The sequence below is a fragment of the Geodermatophilus sp. SYSU D01186 genome, from assembly GCF_054050215.1.
The window spans coordinates 117,323-134,160 of sequence record NZ_JBJGYW010000007.1 but is presented as its reverse complement, the minus strand read 5'-3'; the positions used below and the strand labels follow the sequence as shown (position 1 = coordinate 134,160).

Annotated in this window: 13 protein-coding genes; 7 read left to right on the top strand and 6 right to left on the bottom strand. The window is 68.8% G+C overall.

Annotated features, from left to right (window positions below):
* Positions 1-16: 16 nt before the first annotated feature.
* Positions 17-1,102: a 4Fe-4S dicluster domain-containing protein gene (locus ACI784_RS07710; protein ID WP_456922733.1), complete on the top strand. Its 1,086-nt coding sequence runs from the start codon at positions 17-19 to the stop codon at positions 1,100-1,102.
* Positions 1,099-2,139, top strand: coding sequence for an NrfD/PsrC family molybdoenzyme membrane anchor subunit (nrfD, locus tag ACI784_RS07705; RefSeq protein WP_456922732.1), 1,041 nt, complete (start codon positions 1,099-1,101; stop codon positions 2,137-2,139). The genes ACI784_RS07710 and nrfD overlap by 4 nt, the downstream gene beginning before the upstream one ends.
* A gap of 33 nt (positions 2,140-2,172) precedes the next feature.
* Here the strand turns inward: nrfD and ACI784_RS07700 are convergent, their stop codons facing one another.
* Positions 2,173-2,868: a phosphatase PAP2 family protein gene (locus ACI784_RS07700; RefSeq protein WP_457013036.1), complete on the bottom strand. Its 696-nt coding sequence runs from the start codon at positions 2,866-2,868 to the stop codon at positions 2,173-2,175.
* A 283-nt stretch (positions 2,869-3,151) separates the two neighbouring features.
* Between ACI784_RS07700 and ACI784_RS07695 the strand changes: the two genes are divergently transcribed.
* Entirely contained in the window at positions 3,152-4,936 is a 1,785-nt protein-coding gene (locus tag ACI784_RS07695; protein WP_457013035.1) for a right-handed parallel beta-helix repeat-containing protein, read from the top strand.
* 28 nt (positions 4,937-4,964) lie between these two features.
* Here the strand turns inward: ACI784_RS07695 and ACI784_RS07690 are convergent, their stop codons facing one another.
* The 3 genes from ACI784_RS07690 to ACI784_RS07680 all read right to left on the bottom strand — a co-directional run bounded on the left by ACI784_RS07690 (position 4,965) and on the right by ACI784_RS07680 (position 8,610).
* Positions 4,965-6,446: an O-antigen polymerase gene (locus tag ACI784_RS07690; RefSeq protein ID WP_457013034.1), complete on the bottom strand. Its 1,482-nt coding sequence runs from the start codon at positions 6,444-6,446 to the stop codon at positions 4,965-4,967.
* 10 nt (positions 6,447-6,456) lie between these two features.
* Positions 6,457-7,692: a lipopolysaccharide biosynthesis protein gene (locus ACI784_RS07685; RefSeq protein WP_457013033.1), complete on the bottom strand. Its 1,236-nt coding sequence runs from the start codon at positions 7,690-7,692 to the stop codon at positions 6,457-6,459.
* 120 nt (positions 7,693-7,812) lie between these two features.
* The gene (locus ACI784_RS07680; protein WP_457013032.1) at positions 7,813-8,610 is read right to left on the bottom strand and encodes an SGNH/GDSL hydrolase family protein; all 798 of its coding nucleotides are present in this window, start codon (positions 8,608-8,610) and stop codon (positions 7,813-7,815) included.
* Between the two features lie 201 nt (positions 8,611-8,811).
* On the opposite strand from ACI784_RS07680, the gene ACI784_RS07675 reads away from it, so the two are divergent.
* The gene (locus tag ACI784_RS07675; protein WP_457013031.1) at positions 8,812-10,038 is read left to right on the top strand and encodes a glycosyltransferase family 4 protein; all 1,227 of its coding nucleotides are present in this window, start codon (positions 8,812-8,814) and stop codon (positions 10,036-10,038) included.
* 87 nt (positions 10,039-10,125) lie between these two features.
* Here ACI784_RS07675 and ACI784_RS07670 read toward each other — a convergent pair whose 3' ends face one another.
* Positions 10,126-11,511, bottom strand: coding sequence for a polysaccharide biosynthesis tyrosine autokinase (locus ACI784_RS07670; RefSeq protein WP_457013030.1), 1,386 nt, complete (start codon positions 11,509-11,511; stop codon positions 10,126-10,128).
* 131 nt (positions 11,512-11,642) lie between these two features.
* Positions 11,643-12,827: a glycosyltransferase family 4 protein gene (locus ACI784_RS07665; RefSeq protein ID WP_457013029.1), complete on the bottom strand. Its 1,185-nt coding sequence runs from the start codon at positions 12,825-12,827 to the stop codon at positions 11,643-11,645.
* A gap of 332 nt (positions 12,828-13,159) precedes the next feature.
* On the opposite strand from ACI784_RS07665, the gene ACI784_RS07660 reads away from it, so the two are divergent.
* The 3 genes from ACI784_RS07660 to ACI784_RS07650 all read left to right on the top strand — a co-directional run bounded on the left by ACI784_RS07660 (position 13,160) and on the right by ACI784_RS07650 (position 16,836).
* Positions 13,160-14,464, top strand: a complete 1,305-nt coding sequence (locus tag ACI784_RS07660) for a methyltransferase domain-containing protein (RefSeq protein WP_457013028.1) — start codon at positions 13,160-13,162, stop codon at positions 14,462-14,464.
* 20 nt (positions 14,465-14,484) lie between these two features.
* Positions 14,485-15,519, top strand: a complete 1,035-nt coding sequence (locus tag ACI784_RS07655) for a hypothetical protein (protein WP_457013027.1) — start codon at positions 14,485-14,487, stop codon at positions 15,517-15,519.
* Between the two features lie 393 nt (positions 15,520-15,912).
* Complete coding sequence (locus tag ACI784_RS07650; protein ID WP_457013026.1) at positions 15,913-16,836, top strand: hypothetical protein; 924 nt, start codon at positions 15,913-15,915, stop codon at positions 16,834-16,836.
* The last annotated feature ends 2 nt before the right edge of the window (positions 16,837-16,838 follow it).

The window sequence follows — 16,838 nt, the reverse complement described above, 5'->3', positions numbered from 1 at the left end:
GAGAGAGGAGGCCGGCGTGACCTCGATCAGCTCGGCGAGCCCGGCCTTCACCGGGAACGACCCGCACAACCGGCTGTACGGGCCGCTGCCCGACGTCCAGGGCGAGGCCGGCTACGACGGCGACCACCCCGCGCGGGTGGGCTTCTTCACCGACACCTCGGTGTGCATCGGCTGCAAGGCCTGCGAGGTGGCGTGCAAGGAGTGGAACCTCCTGCCGATGGACGACTCGCACGGCAACCGCGACGTCATCGGGCTGTCGGGCATGTCCTACGACAACACCGGGCAGCTGGGCGCCAACACCTGGCGGCACGTGGCGTTCATCGAGCAGGTGCGCACCGTCGACCTGCCGATGCCCACCGTCGGGCCGCCGTCCCACGTGTCCGCGCCGGGCGGGACCGGGGACGCCCAGAGGCACCCGGCCGACGAGCTCGGGCTCGGCGCCGACCAGGTGCTGTCGGCGCAGACCAGCGTGCTCAACGCCGAGGCGCTGACCGAGTTCGACCCGCAGACCGCGCAGTCCGGCGACCGGCAGGTCCGCTGGCTGATGAGCTCCGACGTGTGCAAGCACTGCACGCACGCCGGCTGCCTCGACGTCTGCCCGACCGGCGCGCTGTTCCGCACCGAGTTCGGCACCGTGGTCGTCCAGGGCGACATCTGCAACGGCTGCGGCTACTGCGTGGCGTCCTGCCCGTACGGCGTCATCAACCAGCGCAAGGACGACGGCCGGGTGTTCAAGTGCACCCTCTGCTACGACCGGCTCACCGACGGGCTGCAGCCGGCCTGCGCCACGGCGTGCCCCACCCAGTCGATCCAGTTCGGCAACCTCGACGAGCTGCAGGCCCGGGCCGACGCGCGGCTGGCGACGCTCAAGGCACAGGGTGTGGAGACCGCGCGGCTCTACGGCCGCGACGAGGACGACGGCGTCGGTGGCAACGGGGCGTTCTTCCTGCTGCTCGACGAGCCGGAGGTCTACGGCCTGCCGCCGGACCCGATCGTCACCACCCGCGACCTGCCGGCGATGTGGAAGGCCGCAGGCAAGGCGGCCGTGATGATCGTCGGGGTGGCGCTGTCCGCCGTCCTCGGCTCGAGGCGGGCACGGTGACGGAGGGGATCACGACGCCGGGCGCGGGCTGGCGGCGGGCCGGCGGCTCGGACGTCACGGCCGAGGCGAACGGCGGGCGCCGCCGCCGACGGGGTCGCGGCCGGGCCGGTGGCGAGGTGTCGATGGTCGAGGAGGCCGACTTCACCTCGTACTACGGCCGGCAGATCGTCAAGACACCGATCTGGAAGAGCCCCGACGTCCCGCTCTACCTCTTCCTCGGCGGCGCCGCGGGGTCGTCGTCGATCCTCGGGGCGATCGCCGACCTCACCGACCGCCCGAACCTGACCCGGGTCACCCGGCTGGTCTCGGGCGGCGGGGCGATCGCGTCGGTGGTCTTCCTGGTCCACGACCTGGGGCGCCCGGAGCGGTTCCTGCACATGCTGCGGGTGATCAAGCCGACGTCGCCGCTGTCGATCGGCACCTACATCCTGTCGCCGTTCAGCGCGGCGGCCGGGGCGACCGCGGCGGTCGAGTTGCTCGGCTGGTTCCCGCGGCTCAAGCGCTTCGGTGGCGTGGTGGCCGCGCTCTTCGGCGGGCCGCTGGCGAGCTACACCGGGGTGCTGCTGGCCAACACCGCCGTCCCGTCCTGGCACGCGGCGCACACCCAGCTGCCCTACCTCTTCGGGGCCTCGGGGATGGCCGCCGGCGGCGGCCTGGCCATGGCGCTGAGCCCGGTCGCCGAGGCCGGCCCGGCCCGCAAGATGGCGGTGGCGGGGGCGGCGATCGAGCTCGCGGTCACGCACGGGGTGGAGAACGACCACGGGATCCTGAGCGAGCCGTACCACGAGGGCCGGCCCGGAGCCCTGCTGCGGGCGGCCAAGGCCTGCACCGCGGCCGGGGCGGCGCTGACCGTCGTCGCCGGGCGCCGGCGGGCCGGCGCGGTGGCCTCCGGAGCGCTGCTGGCGGCCGGGTCGCTGCTGACCCGGTTCGGGGTGTTCGAGGCGGGGATGGCCAGCACGAAGGACCCGAAGTACGTCGTCGTCCCGCAGCGGGAACGGATCAAGGCCCGGGAGGACGCCGGCACCATCACCCGCTGAGCGTTCTCACCTGACACGTCCGGAGAACTGCCGTCAACTCTCGCTGACTCCGAGGTGCCGTCGAGCAGGGGCACGGACGGCGTCCACCGCTTCTGCCGAGCCCAGGGTGACGGCCAGGGCCGTGCAGTAGCCGCCGATGACGTCCGTCGTGTAGTGGCCGTTCAGCAGCACCATCGTCAACCCCACAGTGGCCGCGCCTGCTGTGACAACCAGGAGCGCCAGGGCCGCCACCGCCGCGACCTGGGCACGGACGCGGCTGAGCACGGCCAACGCGACCACGAGCAGGACACTGGTCACCCCTGCGGTGTGACCGCTGGGGTACGCGAGGGAACCCGGGTCGTCGTAGAACTCCCTGCTCACCAGGTGTTTTCCGGCCGCAGTCGTCACCACGGTCAGGGCTGGGCCAGCCACCGCCAGACCAGCGAGCCGCCATCGCCGCAGTGCGCAGAACACTGCGGCGAGGACCACGGCCGCCAGTGCGGCCGACTGCATCCCGGTGAGGGCGCCGAACGAGGACAGCGCCGATGATCGGACGGGAACGGTCCAGGGCAGCGCGTCGATGACCCATCGGTCGAAGCGACCGCCGACTCCCTCGCCGGCTCTCTCGCCGTGGTACACGACACCGAGTGTCACAACGAGGACCGCGGACGACGCGGCCAGCGCGAGCAGCGGACGACGAAGACCGATCGGCAGGAGGCGTTCGCCGTCCCGCACACCGTGCCCGGTCACCCTGATCAGAGTAGGCAACGGCGAGCTCCTGGAGGGGAGCAGCTCCGCTGACCCGCGGCTCACGCCGACGGGTCGTTGCTCTCCGCGGCGCGACAGTGCGTACGTGACCCCGGGGCGCCAAGGGGGGTCGCGTGATCTGCGCACGAGCAGACGGTGCGGTGATGAGCTTCCGGATCGGTGCCCTGGGGAGGCCGGCGGGAACTGATCGACCCCTTGGACGGACGAAGAACCCGTGCATCATGGGGACGTCGCGCTCGACCCCTCGGACCTGGGAGCGTCTGCAGTGGACGACTCGTGGAGGAACCGAGGCGCGAGCGAGGGGCGAGAAGCGCAGGACGCCAGCCCTGAGGTGACTCGTCGTTCGTTCCTGGCGCGTGGTGCAGCGGCCGCTGCAGGACTGTTCGCGCTCTGCGCGTGCAGCACCGAGTCCTCCGATCCCGACGATCCCGACGATCCCGACGTCCCCGTCTACAGCGACGACGAGTGCGCGTCGTGCGGTGAGGACGTCCACGACGTCAGGGACCACGGCGCTCGCGGAGACGGTGTCCACGACGACACGGTGGCCGTCCAGGCGACGATCGACGCAGCCCAGCACGCGGGTGGAGGGGTGGTCTACTTCCCGACGGGCGTGTACCGCCTCCAACCGCAGTCTCCACGCACGACTGACGCCGATGACAACATCGACGAAGGACACGCCCTCTCGGTGACCGGTTCCCACATCACCTTCCGCGGTGAGGGGGTGGACAAGAGCCACCTCGTCTTCCACGCCTTTCGGGGCGACACCCACGAGGCGTCGTGGCAGATCGTCAGCGGAAAGGTGTTCCGCGGTGCCGGCTTCTTCCTCGACGGCGGGGACTCGCCGACCACTGCGCAGACCGACATCACCTTCGAGGACCTCGACATCGACGGGACGGCACACTGCACCCACGACAATCTCTTCCCCGCCGACGTCATCACCGGAGACGGCTGGGACCTCACCCACAAGGGCATCTGGATGCGCAACGACCGGTCCTTCGACCGCATCCGTGTGTCCCGCTGCCACGTGCACGGCTGGAAGGGTGAGGTCGTCTACTACGGCGGTATCGACCTCGGTCGGTACACCGTGGAGGACTGCGTCCTCTACGACACCAATGGTGACTGCAACTCGGTCACCGCCTCCTGGCTCACTGTTTCTCGGAACACGGCCCACACCTCCGCATCGGCGGGGTTCGAGGACAAGCTGGCCGAGGGGCGCGGAGCCGCGGTCTACACGGACAACGTCATGTATTCCTGCGACAAGGAGGCCCTGTCCCTCGGCGCCGCCGGCAAGTCCGGTCCCTGGGGACCGGTCACCATAGCGCGGAACACGGTGAGCAATTGTCCCCGTACCGGCTTCCTCGTCTACACGTCTGACACCGTCATCGCGGACAACGTGTTCACCGACTGTGCCTTCACGCCGGAGAACCAGGTGATCTACTGCCGGACCACTCCGGGCCGCCCACTGCGCGCTGTCCGTATCGAGCGGAACAGGATCGAGGCGGTCTCTCGAGCGGTGCAGAGCGGCGTCGTGGTGGAAGACGTGGCGGCGGTAGGTGTCCAGGGACTGACCATCAGGGACAACTGGGCCGGTGTCACAGGCCGGGGCGTCCGGAACGGCGCCACCTTCACCCAGGCGTACGGCATCGAGGTCGCGGACTGGACCGGGACCGTCTTCGAGGGCAACCAGGCGGTTCGGACGACCTACCAGTACACGGATCAGACCTCGACGACGGACAGGTTCATCACGGGCACGGAGCCGGTCGACATCGTCAGGCTCAGGCCACCGATACCACGCGACTACCGGGTCCAGGCCACGTACCGGGTGGTCGCGAGGGCCACGGTCGTGGACATCGAGGTGAGCTTCTTCGACGGGGCCGGTACACGGCGCTCGATCAGCATGGCGAGTGGCCTGAAGGACATCGGTCACCACACGGCCGTCCCGGTGACCGTGACGGCGAGCGGATCGACGGAAGAACGGTACATCCGGGTCACCGCATCAGCCGGCGCTGGTCGCCGGGTCTATGTGAGCGCAGCCATCAGCGAGACCTGATACGCCGCCAGCGTGCGGAGCCGGAGGACTACCCCCTGGGCGGGCGAGGTGCGTTGCTGGACCGCACGGCACCTGGCATGGCGATGTGCGTGCGGCGGTGCCCTGCGGTCACCCACAGGCGGACCAGCACCAGCGGCACGACGAGGAACGCGGCGATTGCCAGCGAGTAGGCAAGGATCCCCCTCATCACGATGGGGATGAGCGCCGTTGCGATCGCGAACAGCGCCGTGTCGAGGGGGGACAGCGGGCGGGTCCTCCGCATGCGGGAGATGCTGCCGTACACCGCGCCGAAGGCGATGCCGTAGCCCACGACGCCGGCGACCCCGGAGTCGAAGTATTCCTCACCCACCATGGAGTAGGCCACGCTGGCCTCGTTGACTCCACGGTGGAACAGGACCTCATTGAGGACGACGTCCGCGGTCTTCGGCTTCCCCGGCCAGATCAGCCTCGGCACCGGCGCCCCGAGCGTTGAGCGCACCATGATCCCGGGCTCGTGGCCGATCTGGCCGGGAACGAACCGCATCTCCAGTGCCAGGGCGTCCACCATCTCCGTGTCGTCGCCTGTAAAGGTCCCGACGAGCATCTTGCCGGGGTGAGCCACCGACTGTGACAGCGATTGGCCGAGTGAACTGGTCGGCGAATTGGCGTCCCTGAGCGCGCCGAAACCGACGATCGCGAGGACGGCGATGACGAGGACACCGGCGCGCGGGATCCGGATCCTCCACTGCATGACCACGAACAGCGCCGGTGCGCTGATCGCGAGGAGGACCGGGGTGCGTCCTCCCAGAGTGACGAGGACCACGACATACGTCAGCCCGACCAGCAGCCCGGTCGCGAGATCGGCCCGCTTGCGTTGGACCCAGTAGACGGCCAGGAAGAGCAGTGAGGCTGGGATGAGGACGTAGGGAAGTTGGTAGGCGTAGGCGGTCTGCCCGGCGCCCGAGCTCCCGTTCTCGTTGTCCGCGCTCAGCGACAGCAGGTAGACCATGCCGAGCGCTCCGAGGCCGGTCAGGAGCCAGGCCGCCGTCCTCATGCGCCTCACGGAGTCGGTCGCTAGCGATGCCGACCGTCCTGGACTGGACGTGGGATCCACCGGCGGCCGATGCCGGCGACTCGCGGCAATGGCGTATGCGACATTGACCGTGACCATGGACAGGAAGCCGACGAAAACTGCAGACGAATATGTCGGCGCTATGTCGAATTCTCCGTGGTACGGACGTCGAACACCCCCTAGTGCGTTCAAGGCGAGGGGGTGCAGTCCGAACAGGACCAGATAGGTCGCATTGATCCAGTGGATGGGTTCGCTCAGGTCCACCGGCTCGACGAGGGCCCTCATACCCAGGAGGAGCAGCCAGAACGCGACGACGAGCGTCGCCCAGAAGACGACGTCGTCCACGGGTTCCACGACGACGTAGAGGGCGCAGCACGCCGCGAGCAGCAGGCCGACCACTCCGGGCACGCGTGCGGCAGGGGGGTGGTGGAACCCGACGTCCGATCCAGCGATCGTCATCGGCTGGAGCCTAGACGTTCCCACCGGGTCGATCCGCCGGTTCTGCGTGCTTGACCAGGTTCTCGTGCACTGTGTGATCCCGTCCTCCGCGATCGCTCGGACGCCGCCAGGCTGACCTGCTGACATGCCGGTAGAGCAGCGTGAGCAGGAGGTACGGGACGACGACGGCCGCGGCCGCGCCGATGATCCCGAAGCGCCAGCAGAGCAGGGTCAGCAGGGTCAGGCCGACGAGGATGGCGCCGCCGGAGAGGAGACTGAGCCGAACGGGAGCACCCTCTGCGTAGATCCACGACAGATACGCCTGTGAGAGCCCGTTGAGCGCAGCCGCGATGCACACCGCTGAGAGCACTGGCCAACCGTTCCGGAACTCCTCGCCGAACAGGATGTCCACGGCGATCGGGCTGGCGAAGCTGCCCAGCACCAGCAGGCCACAGATCATCGACGTCGCACGGAAGAGGCGCCGCCACTGTGCTCGCCGATCGTCCGGTGCGCGCAGAGCAGAGAGGTGCGGGACAAAGACCTGCTGCAGCACCGAGGTGACCAGGTTCAACGGCCCCAGCAGCCGGGTGGCCGAGCCGTACAGGCCGGCGACGCTCGGACCTGCCACCGCGGCCACCAGCAGGGTGTCGGCCTGCTGCAGGTTCGCCGCTCCGCTCAAGCCCCAGTACGCCACTCCGTGCCGCACGAAAGTCCGGAACCGTCGTGGCCGGGTGAACGACGATCGCATGGCGACGTAGGCGGCGATCCACCCAGCGGTCCCCGCCACGAAGAGTGCGGTCACCCCGCTCGCCATGGTGAGGCCCGTGATGAACGGCGTGACAGCCGCAACGCGGCGGGCCATCAGGAGCACCGCGGATGCTCGGACCCGACCCCGCCCGAGAAGGTAGCCGAGTCCCACATCTCCGAAGGTGTCCCCGGTGGCATAGACGGCGACGGCCCATCCGAGGACCAGGGGTGCCTGCACCGACCAGTGCCACACCAACACCCCGAGTGCGATGACCGAGAGGTTCGTCATGGAGCGGATGAGGAACATCCACGTCACGGTGCTGGCGGTGTCGTCCTCGGCCGAGATCCGCAGAAGCCTGGTGCCGAACCCGAAGTCGAAGACGTTCATCGCCAGGTAGACACCGGCGAGGAAAGCGACGTACCGCCCGTAGGTCTCCACGCCCAGCGACCGGGCGAGGAGGGCGATGAAGGCCACCTGGAGGAGGCCGGCGACCACCCGTCCGCTCAGGAGGGTGGTCACCGCCTTCCACGTGCGGCGCTCAGAGAGGGAGGTGTCGGCCATGTACCCGGCGGTTCGACGGGAGTCTCATGTCCGGTGTCCTGTTCATCAGACGGTGCGTGGCGGCGCCTCTGGGATGAGCTAGGACCCACGCGGCACGCCGGGGATGGCCGCGAGGGCGTCCTCGATCCGGTCGGCCAGGTAGTCGTGCCCGGCCTGCGTCGGGTGTGTTCCGGCGACGCCGGTGCCGATGTACTGCGCCCGGTTCCCCAGGGGAGTCCCCTCGTTGGACCCGGTGATCCATCGCTCCTGTATGGGGCTGACGAAGGGCAGTCCGAGTTCCTCCGTCACATCCTGGACGACAGCATCCACCTGGAGTGCGGATTCGATCGGCTCCTCGTTCGGCCAGAACGGTCCCACGATGAAGATCAGCGCATCGGGCAGTTGGTCGCGCAGCGGCTCGAGCGTGGCCTGGACCGCCGTCGTCAGCTGTTCCGTCGTGTACCCCCGGTCCGCGTCGTTGAGCCCCGCGGCCACGATGACGACGTCGGGCTGCTGCGCCACCACGTCCGGTACTCGCTCGGGAAGTGGGGCACGCTTCGGGTAGTTCTCGGGGCCGTCCGTGACGTAACCCGTGCCGCCTTGGCTGGCGTTGATCAGGCGCCACCCCTCGGCCTGGGCGACCTGTTCGGCGAACCCACCCCCTGGGTACTCCGCACCCGAGCCCTCCGCCCAGGAGTCCCCCATGACGACGGCGATCGGGAAGGGCCCGTCCGCAACCTCGACCGGGGGCGTGACAGGGGTACCGGAAACCGCAGCTGACGTGTCGACCTGCTGCCGGTTGAGGTTGATCGGCACCAGGACGGCCACAGCCACCAGCCCCGCCGTGATCGCCGGCAGAGCCCACCGTGGCGGCTTCTCCAGACCTCCACCTGCCATGCGGGCGAGGGTAACCACGGGGATGCCCTGTCGGGACAGGTCGCGTTGTGCCAGCTTGTGTCTGCGGGACCTCGTCACCGAGTGCCTGGGTTCGGTTCCCGGCCGAGGAGGCATCGGGGTCCGACACGCACGAGGGGAGCGAGAGTGGTACCCCTGCGTGGACCAGACCGACCCCGAGAGAGGGAGGCGCTCGTGCGTCGAGTGCTGGTGACCAACGCAGGTACTCATCCGGAACTGCAGCACGTGGCGCGGGAATTGGCCGTCCGCGGGTCGCTGTCCGGTTACCGGACCAGCCTCGGATGGTCCGACTCCAGCCCGGTGATGACCAGTGCGTGGGCGCGGCCCATGAGAAAGGTGGTCGGCCGGCGAACGCTGCGGGGGATCCCGGTGGACAAGATCGAGCGACGAGGGACGCTGCTGGAGATCGGCCACCTGCTCGCCATCCAGAAGCCGTACTGGTCCGTGGCGAGGCGGCTGATCCGGGAGAGGACGGAGTGGTTCGACCGCCTGGTGGCCCGGGAGTTGCGGCGAGGGGAGGTGCCCGACCTGGTGATCGCGCAGGCCACCGGGGCCCGAGCCATCCTCGCGGCGGCCGCACGGCGCGGCATACCCACTGTCCTGAACTGCCCGATCGCCCACCACCGCTGGATGGAGCGTCACCTCGCCGCGGAGGCGGAGCGCAATCCCGAGTGGGCGGCGACGCTCCAGCACCACGACCTCGACGAGGACTGGGCGGACCGGCTCGACGAGGAGATCTCCCTCGCGTCCGTGCTCGTCGTGGCGAGCAACTTCGCGGCTGAGACGTACGTGGCGGCCGGTGTCGATCGGGCCCGGATGCTGACGGTCCCCCTCGGGGTGAGCCTCCCGGCCGAGGTGGGGGACGCCCTCCGGGATCCCCATCATGGATTGCGGGTCCTGTTCGTCGGGATGCTCACCCAGCGGAAAGGACTGTCCTATCTGGTCGATGCGTTCGAGGCAGCGGATCTGCCAGAGGGGTCACGACTCGTCCTAGCCGGGAGACCCATCGGTGACGCGGCGGCGATCTGCGCGCGGCATCCGCGGATCGACCTCCTCGGCCAGCTGACGAAGAGCGATCTGGACGACGTGTACCGGAAGGCGGACGTCTTCGCACTGCCCTCGCTCGTCGAGGGTTTCGGACTGGTGGGGCTCGAGGCCATGGCCCGTGGCCTGCCGACCGTTGTCTCCACTCACACCTTCGGTGCGGACATCATCCGGGACGGGATCGACGGCTACGTGGTGCCGGCGGGTGAGGTGGAGCCGCTCGCCGCGGCGTTGACCGAGCTCGGGAGTTCTCCGGACCTGCGTGCTCGGATGGGGAAGGCTGCCGCCGCGCGCGCACGAGCGTTCTCCTGGGACGCCTACGGCAGCCGGATGGTCGGAGTGCTGCAGGATGCGGGTCTGCTCTAACCAGGGCGGGGCCGCAACCGTCGGCCGCCTGCCGGTGCGGGGCGTCGCCGTCAACAGGCGTCGCAGCCCGTCGCCGGCGCCCTGGCGTCAGCGCGGTTGCGGCCGGAGAGAGTCGGGTGCGTCGCCGTACAGGGAGGCATAGGCCGGCATGACACCCGAGCTCGGCGGCACGACGGTGAGAACCAGTCCGAGGGTCCTGGCGCCGACACGGTCGAGAGTCGTCTTCGCCTGCTGCAGCTCCTGGCGCCGGGTCTGGCCGTACCGCACCGCCAGCAGGACTCCGTCGACGTCGGCGGCGAGACTCGGGCCATCGGCGACCGCCAGCACTGGGGACGTGTCGATCAGGACGAAGTCGTTCTTCTCCCTGAGTGCATCGATGAGCGGTGTCATCTGCCCGGAGGCCAGCAGCCCCCCGGGGTCCGCTGGGATCGGACCAGCCGGGACGACGTACAGGTCCTCGTCGCCGCACTGCTGCACGACATCCGCGATCGTGGCGGAGCCGGTGAGCACAGCGGTAAGACCGCTTCCCTCCGCCAGCCCCAAGTACTGCGTCATCCGTGGTCGCCGGAGGTCCGCCTCGATCAGGGTGACCCGACGGCCGGCCTCGGCCAGCGCCCGGGCCAGGTTGATGACGAGTGACGTCTTGCCTTCGGCGGGACCCGCGCTGCAGACCATGATCGTCTTCAGTGGGTCGTCGCTCTCCAGGTGCAGGATGTTCGTGCGCAGCTGCCGGTAGTCCTCGGCAATGCCACCAGTGACGGCATGGGCGAAGACCTGCTGCTGGAGACCCTGGTCGCGCCTGATGGCCCCGATGACGGGGGTGCCCGTGAGTTGCGCTGCTTCGCCAGGGTCCCGCACCGAGCCATCCCTCCGGGAACGGACAACCGAGGCGGCGATGCCCCCGAGAAGGCCCAGCAGTGCCCCGAGGGCGACGTTTCGCTCGGTGCGTGGAGAGCTGGCGGTCATGGGGACTTCCGGAGCCGTGACCACGCTGACCCGGATCGGCGCCGCTGTCGGATCCTGCGGCGACGCCGCCGAGGATTCGAGCTGGGCCACCATGTCGTTGAACTCCGTACCCACGGCTCGTGCGATGTCGTAGGCACGCCGGGGAGACGAGTCGGTGACAGTGACGTCGAGGAGGACCGTGTCGGGAACCGCCGTGGCGGTGATCTTGGAAGCCAACTCGTCGGGCGACATCGAGAGGTCCAGTGACTCGTTGACCCGGGAGGTCAACGAGTGGCTGGTGATCAACTGAGCGTAGGACATCATCCGCGCCTGTGACAACTGACTGCCCTGGTAGGCGTCGGCGAGTGAGTTCGATGCGGTCGCGGAGACGTAGAGCCTCGCGTGAGATGCATATGAGGGGGTCTGGGTGAGGCCGATCAGGAGCGCGGCGAGGGCTCCGGCCACGAGCCCGAGGGCGGGCAACCACCAGGCCGAGCGCAGTGCGACGAGGACTTCTCTCAACTCCACCGATGATCTTCTTTCAGCTCAGCTGGCTCAGATCCCGCCATTTTGAGGTCGCCACCGTCTCACAATCGCCCGGTGATCCGACCGGTCTGCCGCACGGTCGGCCGAGCCGACCGGAAAGGGCGGGCGGTGTCTCAGGCCCGGCCGCCGCGCCGTGCGGATGCCAGTCGGGCAGCCCTCAGGGAGTCGTCGGCGAATCGTCGCGGACCACCGACGCGGAGGATCGGCGGTGCGGTTATCCAGCCGGTTCCGCTGGCGGCAGCTGACTCCATGGCAGCACGGATGGACGGTGGCGTCGGCTCACAGAGGAACACCCCGGGCATGTCGGCCACGGACGGCGCGACTCCGCAGGCGGTCGACACGACGACGCGCAGGCCGGCCGCCAGCGCCTCGTTGACTACCAGGCCCCACACCTCGACGGTGGAGGGGAGCACGAGAACGTGTGCGGTGACCATCTGCCGCAGGGCCACATCAGGCGCCAGTCCTCCGTGCCAGACGACCTTCTTGTCGCTACCAGGGATCGCCAGGCGCTGGGAGAGCTCATCGAGGCTCTGCCGCAGGGGGCCCTGGCCGATGATGTGGAGCTCCGCCTCGGCGTCGTCCATGGCCCAGAACGCCTCGAGCAGCGCGGCCACGTTCTTGCGCTCGATCAGTTGCCCGGCATAGCAGAAGCGCAAGGGTTCCGCGTGACGCTCCTCGGCGGCCTGCTCGACGGCGCGCCGGACCCCCAGCTGGTCGATGGCGTTGAACGTCGTGACGATCCTCGACCGCGGGATCCCGTGAGCGACCACAGCGCCCTCCGCGGCGACGCCAGGTACCAGCACGGCGTCCGCGGCGTGCTTCAGGAACGCGCGCCGGATCCAGGCGACCGGACCCGTGGAGAACCGGTGACTCGCGCCGGTCGACTCGTAGAAGAGCACTCGCGGGATCCTTCGTAACGTGGCGACCAGAGCGACGCGCCAGTACAAAGGCAGCTCCCAGCCGCCGATCAGGACCGCATCTCGGTGTCCCACGTCCTTGACGAGCTGGAAGAAGGGGACCCGAGACAGGTACGTCTCGCCGCCCCTCAGGCGAATCCGCCTTGAGGGGAGCAGTCGGACGTACGGTCGGTCCACGCCTTGGCCCCACGTGCGGTTCATGCCGTTCGAGGAGACGATCCACACCTCCAGGTCGATCCCGGATCGGATCAACTCGTCCCAGACCGCCAGGCGGTAGGGAGCAGGCAGATTCGTCACCCACAGCAATCGCTCCGGTCCTCGAGGACCCACGGACGTGGACGCACGAGCTTCGTCGTCGGCGAGCCCGTTGGTGCGGGTCACGATCGCTCCTCCGCTGGAGTTGCACGACCTCAGGAGCGGCCGGGCATCGTGCCGCCCGAACCTAGCCCCGGGTGACGTCTCGTGGGGCCGTCGAGTCGTCAGCGCTTCGACCCGGCCTCGGTGCACATGCACGTGGCTACCCGGCGTGACGGCGTGCGCGGCGACAGGGTCTCAGCCTCGGGGTCCTTGACCGACGTGTCGTCGCGGGCAAGCCTGACCCGACCACCGAGCAGGCGTCGAGTGATCGTGGCCGCCTGTGAGACGAGTCGCGGGACAGGACAGCGAGGAACTCCAATGGACGACCTGGTTGTGACACGGACACGGTCCGGCGCATGAGCGTCACGATGGCCGGCCCCGCCCGGCAGACAGTGCACTCGTCCGTGGACGGCGGGGTCGCCCTGGGTGCCCGTGGTGGGGGTTCCTGCCGGCTCTGCGGACAGCAACTCACCGACGTCTTCGTCGACCTCGGTATGTCGCCACCGTGTGAGAGCTATGTCCCGGCTGAGCGGCTGGAGTCACCCGAGGTCTTCTACCCTCTGCGGGTGTGGGTCTGCGCCCGCTGTCTCCTCGTGCAACTGCCCCCGCACGTGGCTGCCGAGGACATCTTCTCGGACTACGCCTACTTCTCCTCCTACTCGACGTCCTGGGTCGAGCACGCCCGCGTCTTCGTCGACCGGGCGACGGATCGAGTGGGGCTGACGCCCTCCAGTCTCGTGGTCGAGGTGGCCAGCAACGACGGCTACCTGCTCCAGCACCTGGTCGCCCGAGGGGTCCCCGTGCTCGGGATCGAGCCGGCCGCCAACATCGCCGTCGTCGCCGAGGAACGTGGCGTCCCGACTCGCGTGGCGTTCCTCGGGGAGGAGGAAGGTCTGCGGGTGCGCGACGAGCACGGACCGGCCGACCTCGTCGTTGCCAACAACGTTTTCGCGCACGTGCCGGACGTCCGCGATTTCACGCGCGGGCTCGCAGCTCTGCTGGCGGACGACGGCTGGCTGAGCATCGAGGTGCCGCACCTCATGCGGCTCATGGAGTTTGCGCAGTACGACACGATCTACCACGAGCACTTCCAGTACTACACGCTGCTCACGGCACAGCGGGTGCTGGCCTCTGCGGGGCTCGTCGTCATCGATGTCGAGGAACTGACCTCGCATGGTGGATCGCTGCGCCTCTGGGTCCGCCATGAGGGACAGGCCGGCGACGTCTCTGCGGCCGTCCGAGAAGTCCTGGCCGAAGAGGGGCGTCGCGGCCTGCACACGCTCGAGGGGCACGCCGGTTTCGCCGCCGTCGTCGCCAAGGTCAAGCGCGACCTCGTCGGGTTCCTCTGCAGCGCGGCCGAGAGGGGCGAGCGTGTCGTCGGCTACGGCGCGCCGGGTAAGGGCAACACGCTGCTCAACCACTGCGGCATCCGCTCGGACCTCCTCCGCTACACGGTCGACCGCAATCCGCACAAGCAGGGCATGTTCCTGCCCGGCACGCACATCCCGATCCTGGCGCCCGAGGTGATCGCCGAGGACCGGCCGGACTACGTGCTGTTGCTGCCGTGGAATCTTCGGAGGGAGATCACGGAGCAGTTGGCCTACGTGCGTCAGTGGGGTGGCCGCCTGGTCGTCCCCATCCCCGCACTCGAGATCGAGTGAGTCTCACGGGAGGACCCCGGATGCCCCACCCGCAGAACCCCAAGCCCCGGCAACTGCGGCCAGGGGACGTCGTCGAGGTCCGGTCGGAGGCCGAGATCCTCGCCACCCTGGCACCGGACGCCACCATCGACGGTCTGCCCCTGATGCCCGAGATGCTCCGCCACTGCGGATCGCGCTTCACCGTGCAGAGCCGAGCCGACACGACCTGTTTCTACGGCAGCCTGCTCCACATGGAGTCGGCCGTCCACCTCACGGGAATCCGGTGCGACGGCTCCGCGCACGGAGGCTGTCAGGCCGGCTGTCTGGTCTTCTGGAAGGAGGAGTGGCTCCGACCGGTCGAACCGGCTGCTGGTACGGCAGCCCCGGGGCCAACTGTCGCCCTGGCGCAGCCGGTCCCGCGCGAGGGCTGCAGCCACGAGGACGTGGTCCGCGCGGTACACCCTCCGCAGAGCCCGGGCGGGGAGGAGTCGTGGTCGTGCCAAGCGACCCAGGTGCGCGCCGCGACCACACGCATCAAGCACTGGGACCTGCGCCATTACGTCCGCGACATCCGCACCGGCAACATCCGTGCCAGGGACGCGTTCCGCTGGATCCTCCCGTCCCTGGTCAACACCTATCAGTCCCTCAGTCGCACGCACCTGCCCAGGTGGCTGCGTTTGGGGGGTGGGGTGTCGGTCCCGCCGATCCAGGGGAAGTTGACACGCACCCCGTCCGTCGACCTGGGACTGGATGCCGGCGATCGGGTCCGGGTCAAGAGCCGCAGGCAGATCCGGCGGACCGTGAACCGTGACGGTCGCAACCGTGGGCTCGCCTTCGACGTGGAGATGACGCCCTACTGCGGCAAGAGCATGCGCGTGCAACGGGTCGTGCACCGCATCATCGACGACTGGACCGGGCGAATGCTGGAACTGCCAGGACGCTGTCTCGTGCTCGAGGGTGGCGTCTGTCAGGGGCTGTACCACGGGTTGTGCCAGCGCCAGATCGAGCCCTACTGGCACGAGGTGTGGCTGGAGCGAGAGGAGGTGGCAACGAGCGCGGAAGGGAGCCACCTCTAGACGATCACCTCACCACGGCCACGAACGGCCGGAGCAAGGATGATGCCGCGTCCACAAAGATGACGCCTCGTCCATCGCGAGAGGGTTCGGCTCACGATCGACCTGCCGGCCCCGTGGGGGGCGCGGGCGTCGCCTCCGAGCGAGAACTCGTCCGTTCGTGTACTGCCTGCGTGTCGCATGGTGGGCTGACCGTCGCTCCGGCCTGCAATTATGGCATCTATTCCGGTGTATTGCGCACGGCTTCTCGGATTCTAGTGTCGTGCTGTCCTCAGTGGACCGTGTGCACTTTCGCATGATCGAGGGGCGCGTGCAGTGTCGGACTCGTCAAATGGCTACCGCGACGAGTGCGAGAAGGGGTTCATTGCTACTGCCATCCGGCGCTATGGTCCGCGCATGGAGATGAACACCATTTACCATGACGCTCCGCACAGCGACGATGACCGGCGCGCGGAACTGTTCCGTGGTCAACTCTTCGTGCACTCACCCTCGCTGGGTGCGCTCGCGCTCGTGGAGCATGCTCGCGCGATGATCGAGAAGGCGTTCGGCGCGCTCGATCCCCGAACGGCTCAGGAGCACATGCCCGTCGAGGACTATGCCGCCCTCCTCGCGGAGCTCAAGCCGCAGTTCATCCACCACCCGCGTTCCAAGGAGTGCATCAGGCAGATGCTCACCGAGCTCGGCGCCGACCCTCAGAAGACCTACTTCGACGTCCCTCGGATGCGCACCTCCACGTCCGACGGCTACCTGACCTCGGGTATCGCCTACGCCTTCCACCCACACCGCGACACCTGGTATTCCGCGCCCATGTGCCAGCTCAACTGGTGGTTGCCGATCTACGAGGTCGAGTCCGGCAACGTGATGGCCTTCCACCCGCGCTACTGGGACGAGCCCATTCCCAACTCCTCGCATGAGTACGACTACTACGAGTGGAATGAGACCAGCCGCAAGGAGGCGGCGAAGCACATCACCTCCGACACGCGTCAGCAGCCCAAGGCGACTGTCGCGATCGACCCGGATCCTCAGATCCGGGTGGTCGCGCCCCCCGGGGGGACGTTGATCTTCTCGGCTGCGCAGCTCCACTCGTCCGTCGAGAACAGGAGCGGGAAGACCCGCTTCAGCATCGATTTCCGCACCGTCCATCTGGACGACGTCGTGACCCGCCGGGGTGCTCGCAACATCGACTCGGCCTGCACCGGGACGACGATGCGCGACTATCTGCAGGTGGGGGACCTGTCCCACGTACCGGAGGAGATCGTCGCAGCCTACGACGACGAGACGAGTCGGGAGCGCCGGGGCGGCCTGGTCGTCCAAGGCTGACC